Below are 17,413 nucleotides of genomic sequence, written 5' to 3'. Positions count from 1 at the left end.
GTATGCCCTGCATCGGTGGATACGGAGAAAACATGCTTTCGATGAAATACATCAAGCAGCTTTGTCTGATGATCCTGCTCGGTATCGCCGCCGTGAATAGCCACGCGGCTGATACCACCGCGCCGGATTCGTCCATCCCGTACTACTCGTGGTACGAGGTGACGTTGCCGGAAAGCAGCGGTGCTAGTTGCGGCAACGGTACGCCGATGCGCTTCTATATCAACCGCGCACAATCGGATAGCACGCTGATCGGCTTCGAGGGCGGTGGCGCGTGCTCGGACTACGGCACATGTTCAGGCGATGCAACGGGCGTGGAGCAAAGAGTCAACGCGGTCAATCCAAATGGGATTCCGCACAACTACATGAACAGCACGGTCACGCAGTCGCTGTACTACACCTTCATGTCGCCGGTCATGACGCGTGTCGATCTGCTCACGACACTACTCAATGACCCGAAGGTCGAGACGCAAAACTGGACTCAGGTTTTCATCCCCTATTGCAGTGGCGATTTCCACAGTGGCGACGCGGTCCAGAGTTACATCGGACCGAACGGCAACTGGCGCGTCCAGCACTTCGCCGGTCTGAAGAATACTCAGGCGGTGATGCAATGGCTGGTCTCGCATGGCTTTGCAAAACCTCAGCGGTTGCTGGTGTGGGGTCTTAGTGCGGGCGGCTACGGTTCGCTAGTCAACTACGGCACGGTTCGCGACGCGCTTCAACCGCAGGCACACAGCTCTTTGCTAACCGACGCAGGGGGGATGTTTGTAACGCCCTTCAATGCCGACCCCGCGGCGCATCCTTCCGTGCGGATGTATCAGGTCATCAGGCAACAGTGGAACTGGGGCGGCGCGGCGGGCTTGTTGACGACGCTGCGTAACAAGTTGGGTCAAGCGTTCGACACGAATAACGTCGGCAGCGTCTATCAGGCGTTGAGCGAGAAGTATCCGCACGACCGCCTGGGGTACTCGACTTTCCAGCAGGACAAGACGATTGCCGCATACCACTACTTCCTGTTCGATCCGGCCATCGAGGCGTTGCCTGACGTTGCGTCGAAATCCGCGGCCTCGCTGGTGTTGTTCAATCAGGAGTTACCGGGCATTAAGACAGCGCTGAACAGGCTAACGAATTTCGGTTACTACATGCCGTGGGCACGCGGCGATTTTATCGACAACCACACACTGACCTCAGTGACGTTCGACGGCACAGGCATCGACGAGAACGGCATCCATGCCAACGTCGGCGACTTCGTCAACAACCTGCTCAATCAGAAAGATCCGCTGGATACGCCCGTGATGAAAGCGTTCAGAACCGATCAGTCGTCCGATTTTTCATGGACATCGGTTGCAGCGATCTTTCTGAATCTGTTTGGCATTAACCCGATATGAACACCGCGCGTAAGCAGTAGCGCGGCTACCTGTCGGACCGGCATAACCTCGCAGTAGCCCGCTCGCCCACTGCGAATAAAGGAACACCCTGTATCCATCGATAAGGAGGAGCAATGTTCGCACTGAAATACATGAAGCATCTGGGCGTAGCGGGTCTGTTCGGCATGGCAATGGCAAGCGGTCACGCAGCCGATACGACCGCACCAGACCCATCCATTCCGTACTATTCGTGGTTCGAAGTGACGCTGCCGGAGAGCACCGGCGCAAACTGCGGCAATGGCACACCGCTGCGGTTCTATGTGAACCGTGCGCAATCCGACAGCATGCTGTTCATGATGCAGCCGGGTGGCGCGTGCTGGGATTACGGAACCTGCACCCAGACGTCGACGGGTGCAGAAGCAGGCTTGGGCGGCTTCAACCCGGACGGCATCCCGCACAACTACATGAACGGTACGACGGACGAAGCCCTGATGTCGTCGTTCCTGTCGCCGCTGCTCACGCGTATGGATCTCGAGCACATTCTGGTCGGTGAACCTTCGGTAGAAACGCAGAACTGGACTCAGGTCTACGTTCCGTATTGCAGCGGCGATATTCATATGGGCAACGCGGTGCGCAACTACACGTCGCCGACCGGTGACTGGCGCATTCAGCACTTCAGCGGCACCAAAAACATTCAGGCAGTGAGCCAGTGGCTGGTCGATCATGGATTGAGCAAGCCGAACCGCTTGCTGGTGTATGGCATGAGCGCAGGCGGCTACGGAACACTCGCCAACTATGCGTCGATCCGCAATACGCTGCAGCCGCAGGCGCATAGCTCGTTGCTGGACGATGCCGGTACCGTATTCAACACGCCGTTCAATGCCGATCCGACGACGCATCCTTCGGTGGGGCTATACGACAAGGTCCGCACCGAATGGAATATGACGGGGCAAGGCAGCATGATCACGGTGAACAGCAAACTGCTCAAGAACTTCGATCCCAACAATATGGGCAGTGCGTACGCGGCACTTTCTGCCACGTTCCCGCATGACCGTTTCGGCTTTTCGTCGTATCAGCAGGACAAGATCATCGCGGCCTATCACTACCGCGCGTTCGTGCCGGCAGTCATCGCAGCGCCGGATGACACGACTAAAGACTCACTGTCGCTGGTCATGTTCAACAACGAGCTGGATGGCCTCAAGCAGGCGTTGAACCCGTTGCCGAACTTCGGCTATTACATGCCGTGGGCGCGTAACGACTTCATCGACAACCATCAGGTCACCGCGGTCAGCTTCACAGGCTCGGGGATACACGAGAACGGCATCAACGCTGACATCGGCAATTTCGTCAGTGATTTGCTCAACCAGAAGGATCCGTCCGATACGCCGGTCATGAAGGCGTTCCGGACCGAGCAGTGGTCCGACTTCACGTTCTCGACGTTCCTGTCGTGGCTCGACAGCATTCTCAATCTGACTGGGGAAGCGGGGCCGATCTCCACTCACCACGCTTGATATCGCACTGGCTGTCGCAATCCCGGAAGGGGACGCGGCAGCCAGTGCCGACCTGTTACAGGCGGTGTTGTCTCTCAGGTCCCGCCTGCACCCTCGGCGGGCCTTTGCCAGGACCGCAAGGTCTTGGCCTTTTTATATCCCGGGTAATTGCCACGCCTTTTCACGGGTGGCGTGAAAGCGGGCATGGTGACAACAGAGGAAGATCAGGCCGTCGCATATAAAAGGCAAGCCCGGTGACATTTCGTCGTTGCAATAAGGGGATTGCGCTTTTACAGTTAAACGAGCGTTGTTTGACCCTTCCGCCGAAGCGAATATTTCATGTTACTTGATTCGCATAGCCATTTTCTGCGAAATCCGCCTGTTTGCGGTGGTGCAGAAGACTTCGCGGCGAGGAATCGCCGTCTGGCACTGCTTCGACGCAAACGTTTCAATAGCGCAGTGGCCACGCGCGGCTCGATTTTTACCGAAAAAAAGATATCCAGAATGAAAATTACATAGACGAAAGGTAGCAAGTTGGCGCATTATCTTTCAGGCGTTCCGTGGGTATTAGAATCGTCGATAAAAACCAGTTGCCTCGTCGCACGTAAAAACGATTGTCTTGCATGCACAGACAATGAGGCGCGAATATTCCGAGGGCGAATTTATGCAACGCGAATTCGAATTTCCGGCGGGTTCTGTGTGGCGCCTTTTCACCATGCTGTAGAGGATTGCCATGACCAAGTGCTGGAATGGCATTCATGACGCACCTTACGGCGAGACTGACCGCCATAGCCAAAGCCATCAGAAGAACAGATACGGCTGGGGCACCGGAATCCTGCTAGCCGTGCTGCTGTCGCCAGCTCACGCTCAGGTCGCACCGCCCAATGCAGGACAAATCCTGCGGCAGACCGAGCAGGCTCCGCAGAGCTTGCCACCACCACAAGCACCGTTAAAGCTCGATGTCGAGAATGCCGGGCAATCCGTTTTGCAGGCGCCGCCCACCGCGAAATTCCGCGTCACGGGCTTTCGTATTCAAGGCAACACCGTCTACCCCGAAGCGCGCTTGCAGCCCTTGCTGCACGACGCGATAGGTCGCGATCTGGATCTGGCCGGCCTGGAGGAAGTCGCGGCGCGCATCACCGGTTACTACCGCGATCATGGTTTCCTGCTCGCGCGTGCGTATCTACCTGCCCAGGACATACACGATGGCGTCGTCGCTATCGCCGTCCTGGAAGGCCGCTACGACAAGATCGTCGTGCACAACGAGTCTCTGGTGAGAGACTGGGCCGCCGATATGCCGCTGCAGGTCTTGCAACCCGGCGATGTCGTGCAGACCCAACGTCTCGAGAGTGCCTTGTTGCTGACGGGCGATCTGGCTGGCGTCGGTGATGTGGCGTCGACGTTGCGCCCAGGCAGCACGGTCGGCACGTCGCAACTGGATGTGGCGATCCCGGCGGACAGGCGGGTGTCGGGTTCGGTATCGCTCGATAACTACGGCAATCGCTATACCGGCGGCGATCGTCTTGGCGCTTCGCTCGCGGTGAGAAGCCCGTTAGGCATCGGCGATCTGTTCAACGTCGACGGCCTCGTCTCGGACGAGCATCAATACTATGGCCGCGCCAGCTATCAGGTACCGGTGGGCAGTTATGGCACGCAGATTGGCGCCGCGTATTCGGCGCTCAGGTATTCGTTGGGCAAAGAGTTCGATCAACTCGATGCGCATGGCACGGCGCGGACTGTCGGTGGGTTCCTGACCCAGCCGTTGATTCGCCGGCGCGATTTCAATCTGTCCGCCCGCATCGGTGTCGACAAGGTTGAACTGATCGACAAGATCGATCTATACGGCACCCGCAATGCGCGCAATCTGCTGAACTGGACCTTGAGCCTGAACGGCAACCTGCGCGACAACTTCGGCGGTGGTGGCGTGACCAGCTTTAGCGTCAGCTACCTGACGGGCCAGCTCGATTTCCATGATCCGCTATCGAAAGAACTGGATGCGATCAGCGCGCATACCGAAGGCCACTTCCAGGTATGGAATTTTTCGCTGCTAAGACTGCAGCGCCTGACTGACCGCTTTAGCCTGTACGGTGCATTTCAGGCGCAGGTTGCAAGCAAGAATCTCGATTCCGCGGAGCAGTTTCAGCTCGGCGGTGCCTATGGCGTGCGCGGTTACCCGCAAGGCGAAGGCAACGGCGATCAAGGGTACCTCGCGACGCTCGAACTTCGCTATGCGCTCACGCCTGCATGGCAGCTTGCCGGTTTCTACGATGTCGGCCACGTCACGCTCAGCAAGGACCCGTGGACCAGCGACGTGAACAGCCGCACGCTCGGCGACGTCGGTGTCGCGGTGCGCTGGAACTATGCGGCTCACTGGAGCGTGGATAGTGCGCTGGCCTGGCGGGTTGCCGGCGGTACGCCCGATAGCGGACCGGACCATAACCCGCGAGTCTGGATCCGCGGTAGCTATTACTTTTAAGTTTGCGGCCTGCTGACCAGAGTGGAAGCAAGGCATCAGGTCGGCTGCACCCTTCGGCTTTGCCAGGGACGATCGCTATCATGACTACGCGCAATCCTCGCTTCGTCTTGCATCCGGTGACGCATGCCGTGTTGTTGCTGCTGTTGTTAAGCGGGACGGCAGTGGCACAAAGCCTGCCTACTGGCGGAAGCATCAGCGCCGGCAACGGACGCATCTCGCAGAGCGGTCAAACGCTGACCGTCGATCAAGGCAGCCCCAAGCTGTCGATCAACTGGAACAGCTTCAATATCGGCGCCGGGCAGACGGTGAATTTCAATCAGCCCGGTACCAGCGCGATCGCGTTGAACCGCGTGCTAGGCACCGACGGCAGCAAGATCTTCGGGCAGCTCAATGCGAACGGCCAGGTGTTCCTGATCAATCCCAATGGGGTGTTGTTTGGTCGTGGAGCGCAGGTCAACGTCGGTGGTCTGGTGGCCTCGACGCTGGGTCTCAGCGATCAGGATTTTCTCGCGGGGCGCTACCGTTTTAGCGGTTCGGGCGCGTCGGGTACGGTGCTCAACCAGGGCAACCTGCATGCCGCCGATGGCGGCTACATCGCGATGCTCGGCGGCCAGGTCGACAACGAAGGTTTGATCCAGGCGCGCCTAGGCAGTGTGGCGTTAGGAGCGGGGCAGGGCATCACGCTGAATTTTGCCGGTGACAGCCTGCTGAACCTGCAGATCGACCAGGGCGTCGCGGGCGCACTCGCACAGAACGGCCAACTGATTCAGGCCGACGGCGGCAGCGTGTGGCTTACCGCGAAGGCCACCGACGCACTGCTCGATACGGTGGTGAACAACCAGGGGATCATCGAAGCGCGCACCCTGGAGAATCACAACGGCACGATCACGCTGCTCGGCAATATGGATCAGGGGACGGTCAAGGTCGGCGGCACACTAGACGCTTCGGCGCCGAACGGTGGCAACGGCGGATTTATCGAAACCTCGGGCCACATCGTGCAGGTTGGCGATACCGCGCGGATCACCACCAAGGCAGCTTCCGGCAAGACCGGCCAATGGCTGATCGATCCCACCGATTACTACATCGGCAACGATCCCGGCAACGGCAGCAGCTTCATGACCGGCGCGACGCTCAGCGCGAATCTCGCCAATACCAACATGACGATTGCGACGCTGCCCGGTGGCAGCGCGCCGGGCGATATCTACGTCCAGCAGGCGGTCAACTGGAACAGCGGGCTCAGCCTCGATCTGGAGGCGTACCGCAATATCAACGTCAACGCGAATATCACCAATGCGGGTGCCGGGAACATCATCCTGCGGTCGGACAAGACCGGTACCGGCATCGGGACGGTCATTTTCAATACGGGTATTACCGCGGGCACTGCAGGTGCGATATCGCTTTACTACAACCCCACCAGCTATACCGCGCCTACCGTCTATACCGGCAACATCAGCGCGGGCACGCTGAGCGCCTACATGTTGGTGAACAACGTTACGCAGTTGCAGGCCATCACTAGCAACCTTGCCGGTATCTATGCGCTAAGCCAGAACATCGATGCGTCGGTGACATCGACCTGGAACAGTGGTGCGGGTTTTGTGCCGATTGGTGGTGGCAGCAACTATTTCAGCGGCACGCTGGACGGTCAGGGTCATGTGATTTCCAACCTGTTTATCAATCTGCCCAGTACGAACTACGTCGGTCTGTTCGGCAAGCTTGGCGGTGCGGCTAACACGGGGATCATCAGCAATCTCGGCATCGTCAATGCCAACATCACGGGTTACAGGTTTACCGGCATCCTGGCGGGTTATACCAGCTATGGTTCGGTGACCAATACCTATGTCACAGGCGCATTGAATTCGGGGGATGACTACGTCGGCGGGCTGGTGGGCCAAAGCGAAAACGGTGTTTTCGCCAATGTGTATTCCACCGCTGCCGTGTCGGCTCCCGATACCTCCGGTAGCGGCAGCGACGAAATCGGTGGGTTGATCGGTGCGATCAGCAACGGTTCGATTACCAACTCCTACGCGACGGGTGCAGTGAACGGCGGTGATGATTACGTCGGCGGACTGGTTGGCGACGCACGCACTTCGACTATTACCCGGTCCTATGCCACCGGGAGCGTGCAAGGTGCAACTGGCTCGCAGGCCACCCAGTATATGGGCGGACTGGTTGGCTATTCGACGGCGAACATCAGCGATTCCTATGCGACCGGGTATGTGACCGGCGGCTATGATTCGGTCGGTGGGTTCATCGGCTATAACAACGGTGGCACGGTGACCAACTCGTTCTCGACGGGACTGGTGCGCAGTCCTGCCACTAACGTTGCTGGATTCATCGGCTATAGCTCGGGCGGCGTCACTAATTCCTACTGGGATACAACGACCAGCGGCCAGACTTTAGCTGCCAACAACGTAGCGACCGGCATCACCGGACAAACCACCGCGCAACTTCAAGGCGGTCTGCCCAGCGGTTTCAATCCCGCGGTGTGGGGGATCGAGCCGGGCATTTCCTACGGCTATCTGAACTGGCGCTTCCCTACCGGCCCGACCATCGTCTCCGGCATGGCCAATACCGGTGGCGACAACAGCGCGTTAGGCGTGAAGCTCGCGGGCGGCGGCAACGTGCTGGAGAACGCCACCACCGGCGCTAACGGCTACTACTACTTTACGGTTGATCCGCGGCAAGGCCCAGTGCTGACCTGGTTGTCGGGGGGCACTGCGGTCGGCAACGCGCTGACTAACATCGATGCGGTGGGCGGCAATGCTACCGGTCTCAACATCGTGGCCAACAACGTCACGGTGTATTCATCCGACGTCGCCACCCTGAGCGGGATCATGGCGCCGCCGCTCGGTGGCCTGACCGCCCCGGGCGTGCTCTATACGGTCGACGGTTCGAGCTTGACGCTCACGTCCAACATCAACCTGAACTTCACCGCTACCACCGATCTCACCATCGATCGAAACATCACCACCACCGGCACTGGGACGGTGCTGGTTAAAGGCAGTGGTGCGTTGACGCTTGGTGCCGGTACTACGGTGAGCAGTCAGGCTACCGGCAATGCGGTCGTGCTGTCGGCGCAGACTGCTTTCAACAATCTGTCCGGTGCGGGTGCTGTCAGCACCGGGAACGGCCGCTGGCTGATCTATTCGGCCAATCCGGCTAACGACAATTTCAACAATCTCAACAGCGCCAACGTCGCTGTGTGGAGTTCGACGTATGCATCTCAACCGCCGGGTGGTGTGACGCAGACGGGTAACCGCTATCTGTTTTCGATTCAACCGACGTTGACTTTCACGTCGAGCAATCTTGGCAAGATCTATGGTAATACCGCTAACGTAGGTAGCACCTATACCGTGAGTGGCGGTTTCGCGGAAACCGGTGTCGCCGGCGCGTATCTTGGCGAGAATCCTCTTAACGCTTTTAGCGGTGCGCCTACGCTGGGTTCGGCGGGCACGTTGAGTAGCGCTAACGTGGGCGGTTATCAGATCAATATCGCGCAAGGCACCGTGTCGGCCTTGAATGGCTACGCGCTGGTTTTCCTGAGTTCGGGACAGTTGACCGTTACGCCACGGCCGATCACGCTGACGGGCGATCAGTTGAGCAAGATCTACGGCAACACCGATCCGAATCTGACTTACCAGATCACGAGCGGCAACCTCGTAGGCACGGACACGTTGAGTGGAGCTGCTGCGCGGCTGGCGGGCCAGAACGTTGGTAACTACGCGACTAGCCAGGGGACACTCGCCAATAGCAACTATGCGATTACCTTCGTCAACGGCAATCTGCAGATCACACCGCGGCCGATTACGCTGACCGGCGATCAGCTCAGCAAGATCTATGGCAATACTGATCCCAATCTGACTTACCAGATCACTGGCGGCAATCTGGTGGGTACGGATACCTTGAGCGGTGCTGCCGCGCGTCAGACCGGCGAAAACGTGGGTAACTACGCGATCAACCAGGGGACCGTCGCTAACAGCAACTACGCGATTACGTTCGTCAACGGGCAGCTACAGATCACGCCGCGGCCGATTACGCTGACTGGCGATCAGCTCAGCAAGATCTATGGCAATACCGATCCTAATCTGACGTACCAGATCACGGGTGGCAATCTGGTGGGCACCGATACGCTGAGCGGAGCGGTAACCCGTCAGACCGGCGAGAACGTGGGCAACTACGCGATCAACCAGGGCACCGTCGCTAACAGCAACTACGCGATCACCTTCGTCAATGGGCAACTACAGATCACGCAGCGGCCGATCACGCTAACCGGCGATCAGTTGAGCAAGATCTATGGCAATACCGATCCGAATCTTACCTACCAGATTACTAACGGCAACCTGGTCGGCACCGATACGCTAAGCGGAGCTGCCGGTCGCCTGGCAGGCGAAAACGTCGGCAACTATGCGACCAGTCAAGGGACGATTGCTAACGGCAACTACGCGATTACGTTCGTTAATGGGCAACTTCAGATCACGGCGCGACCGATCACGCTGACCGGCGATCAGCTCAGCAAGATCTACGGCAATACCGATCCAAACCTGACGTATCACGTCACTAGCGGCAATCTCGTAGGCACTGACACGTTGGGCGGCGTGGCTGCGCGTCAGGCCGGCGAGAACGTCGGTAGTTACGCGATCAGTCAGGGGACGCTCGCTAACAGCAACTACATCATTACGTTCGTCAACGGTCAGCTCGCGGTTACACCGCGGCCGATCACGTTGACCGGTGATCAGTTGAGCAAGGTCTACGGCAACACCGATCCGAACCTGACGTACCAGGTCACCACTGGCAACCTGGTGGGCACGGACACGCTGAGCGGAGCGGTGACACGCCAGGCTGGCGAGAACGTGGGTAATTACCTGGTCTCTCAAGGGACACTGGCCAATAGCAACTACGCCATTACCTTCGTCAACGGCGGGCTGCAGATCACACCGCGACCGATCACGCTGACGGGTGACCAGCTCAGCAAGATCTATGGCAATACCGATCCGAATCTGACGTATCAGATCACCGGTGGCAATCTGGTGGGTACAGACGCGCTGAGCGGAGCGGTGACACGTCAGGCCGGCGAGAACGTTGGCAATTACCTGGTTACTCAGGGGACGCTCGCCAACAGCAACTACGCGATCACCTTCGTCAACGGAGGATTGCAGATCACACCGCGACCGATCACGCTCACCGGCGATCAGTTGAGCAAGGTCTACGGGAATACCGATCCGAATCTGACTTATCAGGTGACTGGCGGTAACCTGGTAGGGAGCGATACGTTAAGCGGAGCCGCGGCACGTCAAGCTGGCGAGAACGTCGGCAACTATGCGATCAGTCAGGGAACGCTTGCCAATAGCAACTACACGATCACCTTCGTGAACGGTGGACTGCAGATTACGCCGCGACCGATTACGCTGACCGGCGATCAACTGAGCAAGGTCTATGGCAACACCGATCCGAATCTGACGTATCAGATTACGAGTGGGAACCTGGTCGGCACGGATGCGATAAGCGGTGCTGCGACACGTCAGACTGGTGAGAACGTAGGCAACTACGCGATCAACCAGGGGACACTTTCCAACAGCAACTACGCGATCACTTTCGTCAATGGGCAACTCCAGATCACGCCGCGACCGATCACGCTAACTGGCGACCAGTTGAGCAAGATCTATGGCAACACGGACCCGAATCTGACGTATCAGATTACCGCTGGGAACCTGGTCGGCACGGATACCTTAAGTGGTGCTGCGACACGTCAGACCGGTGAGAACGTCGGTGGCTACGCGATCAACCAGGGAACGCTCGCCAACAGCAACTACGCGATCACTTTCGTCAACGGCCAGCTACAGATCACACCGCGACCGATCACGCTAACCGGCGATCAGTTGAGCAAGATCTATGGCAACACGGATCCGAATCTGACGTACCAGATCACGAGCGGCAACCTGGTGGGGAGCGATACCTTAAGCGGCGCTACGACACGTCAGACCGGCGAGAACGTCGGCAACTATGCGATCAACCAGGGAACGCTCGCTAACAGCAACTACGCGATCACTTTCGTCAACGGACAGCTACAGATCACCCCGCGACCGATCACGTTGACCGGTGATCAGCTAAGCAAGATCTACGGCAACACGGATCCGAACCTGACCTATCAGATTACCGCTGGCAATCTGGTAGGTACGGATGCGTTGAGCGGAACCGCAACACGTCAGGTGGGTGAGAACGTCGGCGGCTACGCGATTGGCCAGGGGACACTCGCCAATAGCAACTATGCGATCACCTTCGTCAACGGCAATCTGCAGATCACGCCGCGGGCGATTACGCTGACTGGCGATCAACTGAGCAAGATCTACGGGAACACCGATCCGAACCTGACGTATCAGATCACCAATGGAAACCTGGTGGGCACGGATGCGCTGAGCGGAGCGGTGACGCGGCAGGCTGGCGAGAACGTCGGCAGCTATCTGGTCACTCAGGGGACGCTGGCCAACAGCAACTATGCCATTACCTTCGTCAACGGCGGATTGCAGATCACCCCGCGACCGATCACATTAACCGGCGATCAGTTAAGCAAGATCTATGGGAACACTGATCCAAACCTCACTTACCAGATCACCACCGGCAATCTGGTAGGTACGGATACGCTAAGCGGCGCGGCGACACGTCAGGCTGGCGAGAATGTCGGCAACTACGCGATCAACCAGGGGACGCTGGCTAACAGCAACTACGCGATTACCTTCGTCAACGGTCAGCTACAGATCACGCCGCGCTCGATCACGCTCACCGGTGACCAGCTGAGCAAGATCTACGGCAATACCGATCCGAACCTGACGTACCAGATCACCGGTGGTAACCTGGTGGGCACCGATACGTTAAGCGGGGCGACGACACGCCAGGCTGGCGAGAACGTAGGTAACTACCTGATCACTCAAGGGACACTGGCCAACAGCAACTACGCGATCACCTTCGTCAACGGCGGACTGCAGATCACCCCGCGCCCGATCACACTGACGGGTGACCAGCTGAGCAAGATCTACGGCAACACTGATCCGAACCTGACGTATCAGATCACCGGTGGCAATCTGGTAGGCACGGACACGTTAAGCGGAGCGACGACACGTCAGGCCGGCGAGAACGTTGGTAGCTACCTGGTCACTCAAGGAACGCTGGCCAACAGCAACTACGCCATCACCTTCGTCAACGGCGGCCTACAGATCACCCCGCGCCCGATCACGTTGACGGGCGATCAGCTCAGCAAGATCTACGGCAACACCGATCCAAACCTCACTTACCAGATCACCACAGGCAATCTGGTAGGCACCGACGCGCTGAGCGGAGCAGCGACACGTCAGACCGGCGAGAACGTAGGCAGTTACCTGATCACTCAAGGGACGCTAGCCAACAGCAACTACGCGATCACCTTCGTCAACGGCGGCCTACAGATCACCCCGCGACCGATCACGCTAACCGGTGATCAGCTAAGCAAGATCTACGGCAACACCGATCCAAACCTCACTTACCAGGTCACCACCGGCAATCTGGTAGGTACAGATACGCTGAGCGGCACAGCGACACGTCAGACCGGCGAGAACGTCGGCAACTACGCGATCAACCAGGGGACGCTTGCTAACAGCAACTACGCAATCACCTTCGTCAACGGCCAGTTGCAGATCACGCCACGGGAGATCACGCTCACGGGTGATCAGCTAAGCAAGATCTACGGCAACACCGATCCGAACCTGGCTTACCAGGTCACGAGCGGCAACCTGGTGGGCACCGATACGTTGAGCGGAGCCGCAACACGTCAGACTGGTGAGAACGTCGGTAACTACGCCATCACTCAAGGGACGCTGGCTAACAGCAACTACACGATCACCTTCGTGAACGGCCAACTGCAGATCACGCCGCGAGCGATCACGCTAACCGGCGACCAGTTGAGCAAGATCTACGGCAACACGGATCCGAACCTGACGTACCAGATCACCAGCGGCAACCTCGTAGGCACCGACACACTAAGTGGAGCGACGACACGTCAGGCCGGCGAGAGCGTTGGCGGTTACGCAATCAGTCAAGGCACACTCGCCAACAGTAATTACACGATCACCTTCGTGAACGGCCAGTTGCAGATCACGCCGCGACCGCTCACGCTAACCGGCGATCAGTTGAGCAAGATCTACGGCAATACGGATCCGAACCTGACGTATCAGATCACTGGCGGCAACCTCGTAGGCACGGATACTCTAAGTGGCGCTACGACAAGACAGACCGGTGAGAACGTCGGCGGCTACGCAATCGAACAGGGCACGCTAGCCAACAGCAACTACGCGATCACGTTCGTCAACGGGCAACTCCAGATTACACCGCGGCCGATCACACTGACCGGTGACCAGCTAGGCAAGATCTACGGCAATACGGACCCCAACCTGACGTATCAGATCACCGGTGGCAACCTCGTGGGCACCGATACGCTAAGCGGAACCGCGACGCGCCAGGCCGGCGAGAACGTCGGCAACTACGCGATTGAACAGGGCACACTGGCCAACAGCAACTACGCGATCACCTTCGTCAACGGTCAGTTGCAAATCACGCCGCGGGCGATCACCTTGACCGGCGATCAACTGAGCAAGATCTACGGCAACACCGATCCGAACCTGGCGTATCAGGTCACCAGCGGCAATCTGGTGGGCAACGACACCTTGAGCGGAGCGGCCACACGGCAAGCCGGCGAGAACGTCGGCAATTACACAATCGGTCAAGGCACGCTGACCAACAGCAATTACACGATCACCTTCGTCAACGGCCAGTTGCAGATCACGCCAAGGCCAATCACAGTGACCGGCGATCAACTGGGCAAGATCTATGGCAACACCGATCCGAACCTGGCGTATCAGGTCACCAGCGGCAATCTGGTCGGCAACGATACCTTGAGCGGAGCGGCCACACGGCAAGCGGGCGAGAACGTCGGTAGTTACGCAATCAGTCAAGGCACGCTGGCCAACAGCAACTACACGATCACGTTCGTGAACGGCCAGCTACAGATCACCCCGCGACCGATCACGCTAACCGGCGATCAACTGGGCAAGATCTACGGCAACACCGATCCGAACCTGACATACCAGATCACGAACGGCAACCTGGTGGGCAGCGATACCTTAAGCGGAGCGGCGACACGGCAGACCGGAGAGAACGTCGGCGGCTACGCAATCGAACAGGGCACGCTAGGCAACAGCAACTACGCAATCACGTTCGTGAATGGACAGCTACAGATCACGCCCAGGCCGATCACGCTCACCGGTGACCAGCTAGGCAAGATCTACGGCAATACCGATCCGAACTTCACCTACCAGATCACCAACGGCAACCTCGTCGGCACCGATACGTTAAGCGGCGCGGCTACGCGTCAAGCTGGCGAGAACGTCGGCGGCTACGCAATCGAACAGGGCACACTGGCCAACAGCAACTACGCGATCACGTTCGTCAACGGGCAACTGCAAATCACGCCAAGGCCCATCACCTTGACCGGCGATCAGCTAAGCAAGATCTACGGCAACACGGATCCGAACTTCGCTTATCAGATCACTGGCGGCAACCTGGTCGGCAACGACAGCCTCAGCGGAGCGGCGACCCGTCAGACCGGCGAGAACGTCGGCAACTACGCGATCGGTCAAGGCACACTCGCCAATAGCAACTACGCGATCACCTTCGTCAACGGCCAGTTGCAGATCACACCGGCCACACTGACCGTGCGTGCCGACAATGTCACGGGATACTGGGGGTTCCTCGCGCCATACAGTGTCACCGTCCGCGGTTTGCGCTACGACGATACGGCCACCGGTGTGCTGGGCGGCAGGGTGATCTTCACTACCAATGTCGGCACGCCGTTACCGGGCCAGTACGTGATTACGCCGTCGGGTTATAGCGTGCTGAGTCCCAACTACGTGCTGAACTACGCGGCCGGCACGCTGCAGTTGCTGCCGTCCAACCCGCAGGTGCCGGGTCAACCGGACAAGGGTTACCACGGCTCTATTGCGAGTCTGGGTGGCGTGCTGGGTCAAGGCGGTGGCAGTGGCTTCGGCGGCGGTGCATTGGGTCAGGGCAGCAGCAGTGGCGTGGGCGGCGGCGTGGTCGGTCAGGGCAACGCATTCGGCCCGAACAGCTTCAGCAACAATGCGGTCGCGCAAAGCACCGATCACGAAGGCAAAGCGCACGGCGAAAAAGGACCTCAGGATGCGAACACTGGCGATCGCTATATCAACCTTATCAATGGCGGCGTGAGACTGCCTGCGGGGCTGATGCCGCTCTGATACAGGCATCCGATGGTCGTTGCGGGTGTGGGTTTCATTGGAAATGCGAGGGAATGGCTATCGCCGGGTAGCCGCCTTTGCTAGACTGGCCGCCATTGAATCTTCCGCCGGCCCCCATGTTCTCGACCCAACGCAAAGCTGAAATCATGCGCATGCTGCGTGCGCAACAGACCTGCACGATCACCGAACTCGCTGAAGTTTTCGCCGTATCGGACGAGACCATCCGGCGCAACATCAAGCCGTTGATCGCCGAAGGCCTGCTGGTCAAGGTGCATGGCGGCATCATGTTGCCCGACCGGCTCGACGAACCGCCGTTCCAGCGGCGCATGCAGGAAAACGATGCGGCGAAGCAGGTGATTGCCGCGCAGGTCGGCGAACTGGTACGCGACGGCGACTCGCTGATTCTCGACGGCGGCACCACCTGCGTCCATGTCGCGCAGGCGTTATGCGCCCGTTCGCGTCTAACCGTCGTCACCAATTCAACCGAGATCGCGCGCATGCTGGCCACGCGCAACGACAATCGTGTGTTCATCACCGGCGGCGAACTGCGCGCCGACGATGCAGCAGCGTTCGGCGAAAGCGTACTGGCCTTCATGCGCCAGTTCTATGTCCGCTATGCGATCGTTTCGGTGACGGCCATCGATGCACAAGGCCGTTTCATGGATGCTCAACCCGCCGACGTCGCGTATTCGCTTGCCGCATTTGCGCAGGCGGAGCGTCGCGTCGTCGTTGCGGATCACGCGAAGTTTGGACATAGCGCGCTGGTCCATGCGTTCGGCGCGGAGGCAGTCAATCTGCTGATCACTGACGAAGCCCCGTCGCCAGCGCTAGCTGAGGTGCTAGCCGCGGCGGGTGTCGAAGTGTGCTACGGCGCGCCGGAAGCGGCGTAGATGCACGATCTTTGGTTTGATTGAAAAGGCGACTATCCTCAAACCAGCCGCCACCTACAAAATTCCACAGACGCGTCTGTGTCGGTTGGCTAACATGACTCACCCCATTTCGTGATCGTCGAAAACCATGCGTAATCACTGCTTTGTGGCTCTGGCTGGACTGGTGATGGTAGTGAACAGTGCGACGGCGGGCGTCGAGGAAAACAATATCCAGTGGGCTGCCCGTACGGCTCCGATCGTGAGCGCACCGGACAATTGCGGGCAATGGACTGCGCCATTGCTATCGGTGAAAAAGGATGGCGGCATTCATTCCGACTGGGGGCGCGCGTTGCTCCAGCTTGCCGCGTACACCGTCGCGTCCAGGCCGCTTTCCTTCACATACGGGCCGGGTTCCATGGACCCGGTCAGGTCGAAATGCGACGCAGAGCGAGCTACGGGCACGATGCCGCGCGACTCTTTCGTCGCGCCGCAGTCTTCCGCACAGTAGCCGCAGGCCGTCACGCTAATAGAGGACCCCGGAAAAGCCAGGCGTTTGGGACCAGCCATTCGCCTCCAGGCAGGAGAGCGTCCCACGACGCCGCTGCGAACTATTCAAGTCGACTGCCGCAACGACCGGCGGCACGTACTCTCCTGGATAGGTCTCGCAGGTTTGTCCATTCCCGTCACGCCAGTAATGGCAGTGAGTTTCGGCTGGCCGGTAGTAGTCGCCGTCCACCAGCCGACCGCCGATCACCTGAGGGTACTGCCGCAGCGCCTGTTGCTCGCAACTGTAGCTGTCGCGAGGAAACGCCGACAGTGGCTTCGAAGGATTAGTCCAGGTACATCCGCTGACGAACGTACCCAGTAATGCCAGAGAAATAATTGCACGCATTTCAGTTGTCTCTTCCGATGAAGG

General features: G+C 58.8%; 6 protein-coding genes. 5 read left to right on the top strand and 1 reads right to left on the bottom strand.

Annotated features, from left to right (window positions below; all coding sequences use genetic code 11):
* Window positions 1-32 precede the first annotated feature (32 nt).
* The 5 genes from BWP39_RS12400 to BWP39_RS12380 all read left to right on the top strand — a co-directional run bounded on the left by BWP39_RS12400 (window position 33) and on the right by BWP39_RS12380 (window position 16,518).
* Window positions 33-1,385, top strand: a complete 1,353-nt coding sequence (locus BWP39_RS12400) for a pectin acetylesterase-family hydrolase (protein ID WP_096720527.1) — start codon at window positions 33-35, stop codon at window positions 1,383-1,385.
* 113 nt (window positions 1,386-1,498) lie between these two features.
* On the top strand, window positions 1,499-2,875 hold the full coding sequence (locus BWP39_RS12395) for a pectin acetylesterase-family hydrolase (protein ID WP_096720525.1): 1,377 nt from the start codon (window positions 1,499-1,501) through the stop codon (window positions 2,873-2,875).
* Between the two features lie 712 nt (window positions 2,876-3,587).
* Window positions 3,588-5,330: a ShlB/FhaC/HecB family hemolysin secretion/activation protein gene (locus tag BWP39_RS12390; protein WP_096720523.1), complete on the top strand. Its 1,743-nt coding sequence runs from the start codon at window positions 3,588-3,590 to the stop codon at window positions 5,328-5,330.
* A gap of 80 nt (window positions 5,331-5,410) precedes the next feature.
* Window positions 5,411-15,628 (top strand): MBG domain-containing protein, encoded by a 10,218-nt coding sequence (locus BWP39_RS12385; RefSeq protein WP_096720521.1) that lies wholly within the window; start codon window positions 5,411-5,413, stop codon window positions 15,626-15,628.
* A 116-nt stretch (window positions 15,629-15,744) separates the two neighbouring features.
* Window positions 15,745-16,518, top strand: a complete 774-nt coding sequence (locus BWP39_RS12380; protein WP_096720519.1) for a DeoR/GlpR family DNA-binding transcription regulator — start codon at window positions 15,745-15,747, stop codon at window positions 16,516-16,518.
* 306 nt (window positions 16,519-16,824) lie between these two features.
* Here the strand turns inward: BWP39_RS12380 and BWP39_RS32085 are convergent, their stop codons facing one another.
* Window positions 16,825-17,064 (bottom strand): hypothetical protein, encoded by a 240-nt coding sequence (locus BWP39_RS32085; protein WP_157915139.1) that lies wholly within the window; start codon window positions 17,062-17,064, stop codon window positions 16,825-16,827.
* Window positions 17,065-17,413 lie beyond the last annotated feature (349 nt).

The sequence above is a fragment of the Paraburkholderia acidicola genome (genome assembly GCF_002362315.1).
Taxonomy (GTDB): Bacteria; Pseudomonadota; Gammaproteobacteria; order Burkholderiales; family Burkholderiaceae; genus Paraburkholderia; species Paraburkholderia acidicola.
Note: the sequence above shows the minus strand (reverse complement) of the source record. Positions and strands in the feature narration are given on the sequence as shown.

What these genes read in the sequence shown, in the direction of transcription:
- BWP39_RS12395 (WP_096720525.1), top strand. Translation starts at nt 1,499, where the DNA reads ATGTTCGCACTGAAATACATGAAGCATCTGGGCGTAGCGGGTCTGTTC.
- BWP39_RS12390 (WP_096720523.1), top strand. Translation starts at nt 3,588, where the DNA reads ATGACCAAGTGCTGGAATGGCATTCATGACGCACCTTACGGCGAGACT.
- BWP39_RS12400 (WP_096720527.1), top strand. Translation starts at nt 33, where the DNA reads ATGCTTTCGATGAAATACATCAAGCAGCTTTGTCTGATGATCCTGCTC.
- BWP39_RS12385 (WP_096720521.1), top strand. Translation starts at nt 5,411, where the DNA reads ATGACTACGCGCAATCCTCGCTTCGTCTTGCATCCGGTGACGCATGCC.
- BWP39_RS32085 (WP_157915139.1), bottom strand. Translation starts at nt 17,064, where the DNA reads ATGGCTGGTCCCAAACGCCTGGCTTTTCCGGGGTCCTCTATTAGCGTG.
- BWP39_RS12380 (WP_096720519.1), top strand. Translation starts at nt 15,745, where the DNA reads ATGTTCTCGACCCAACGCAAAGCTGAAATCATGCGCATGCTGCGTGCG.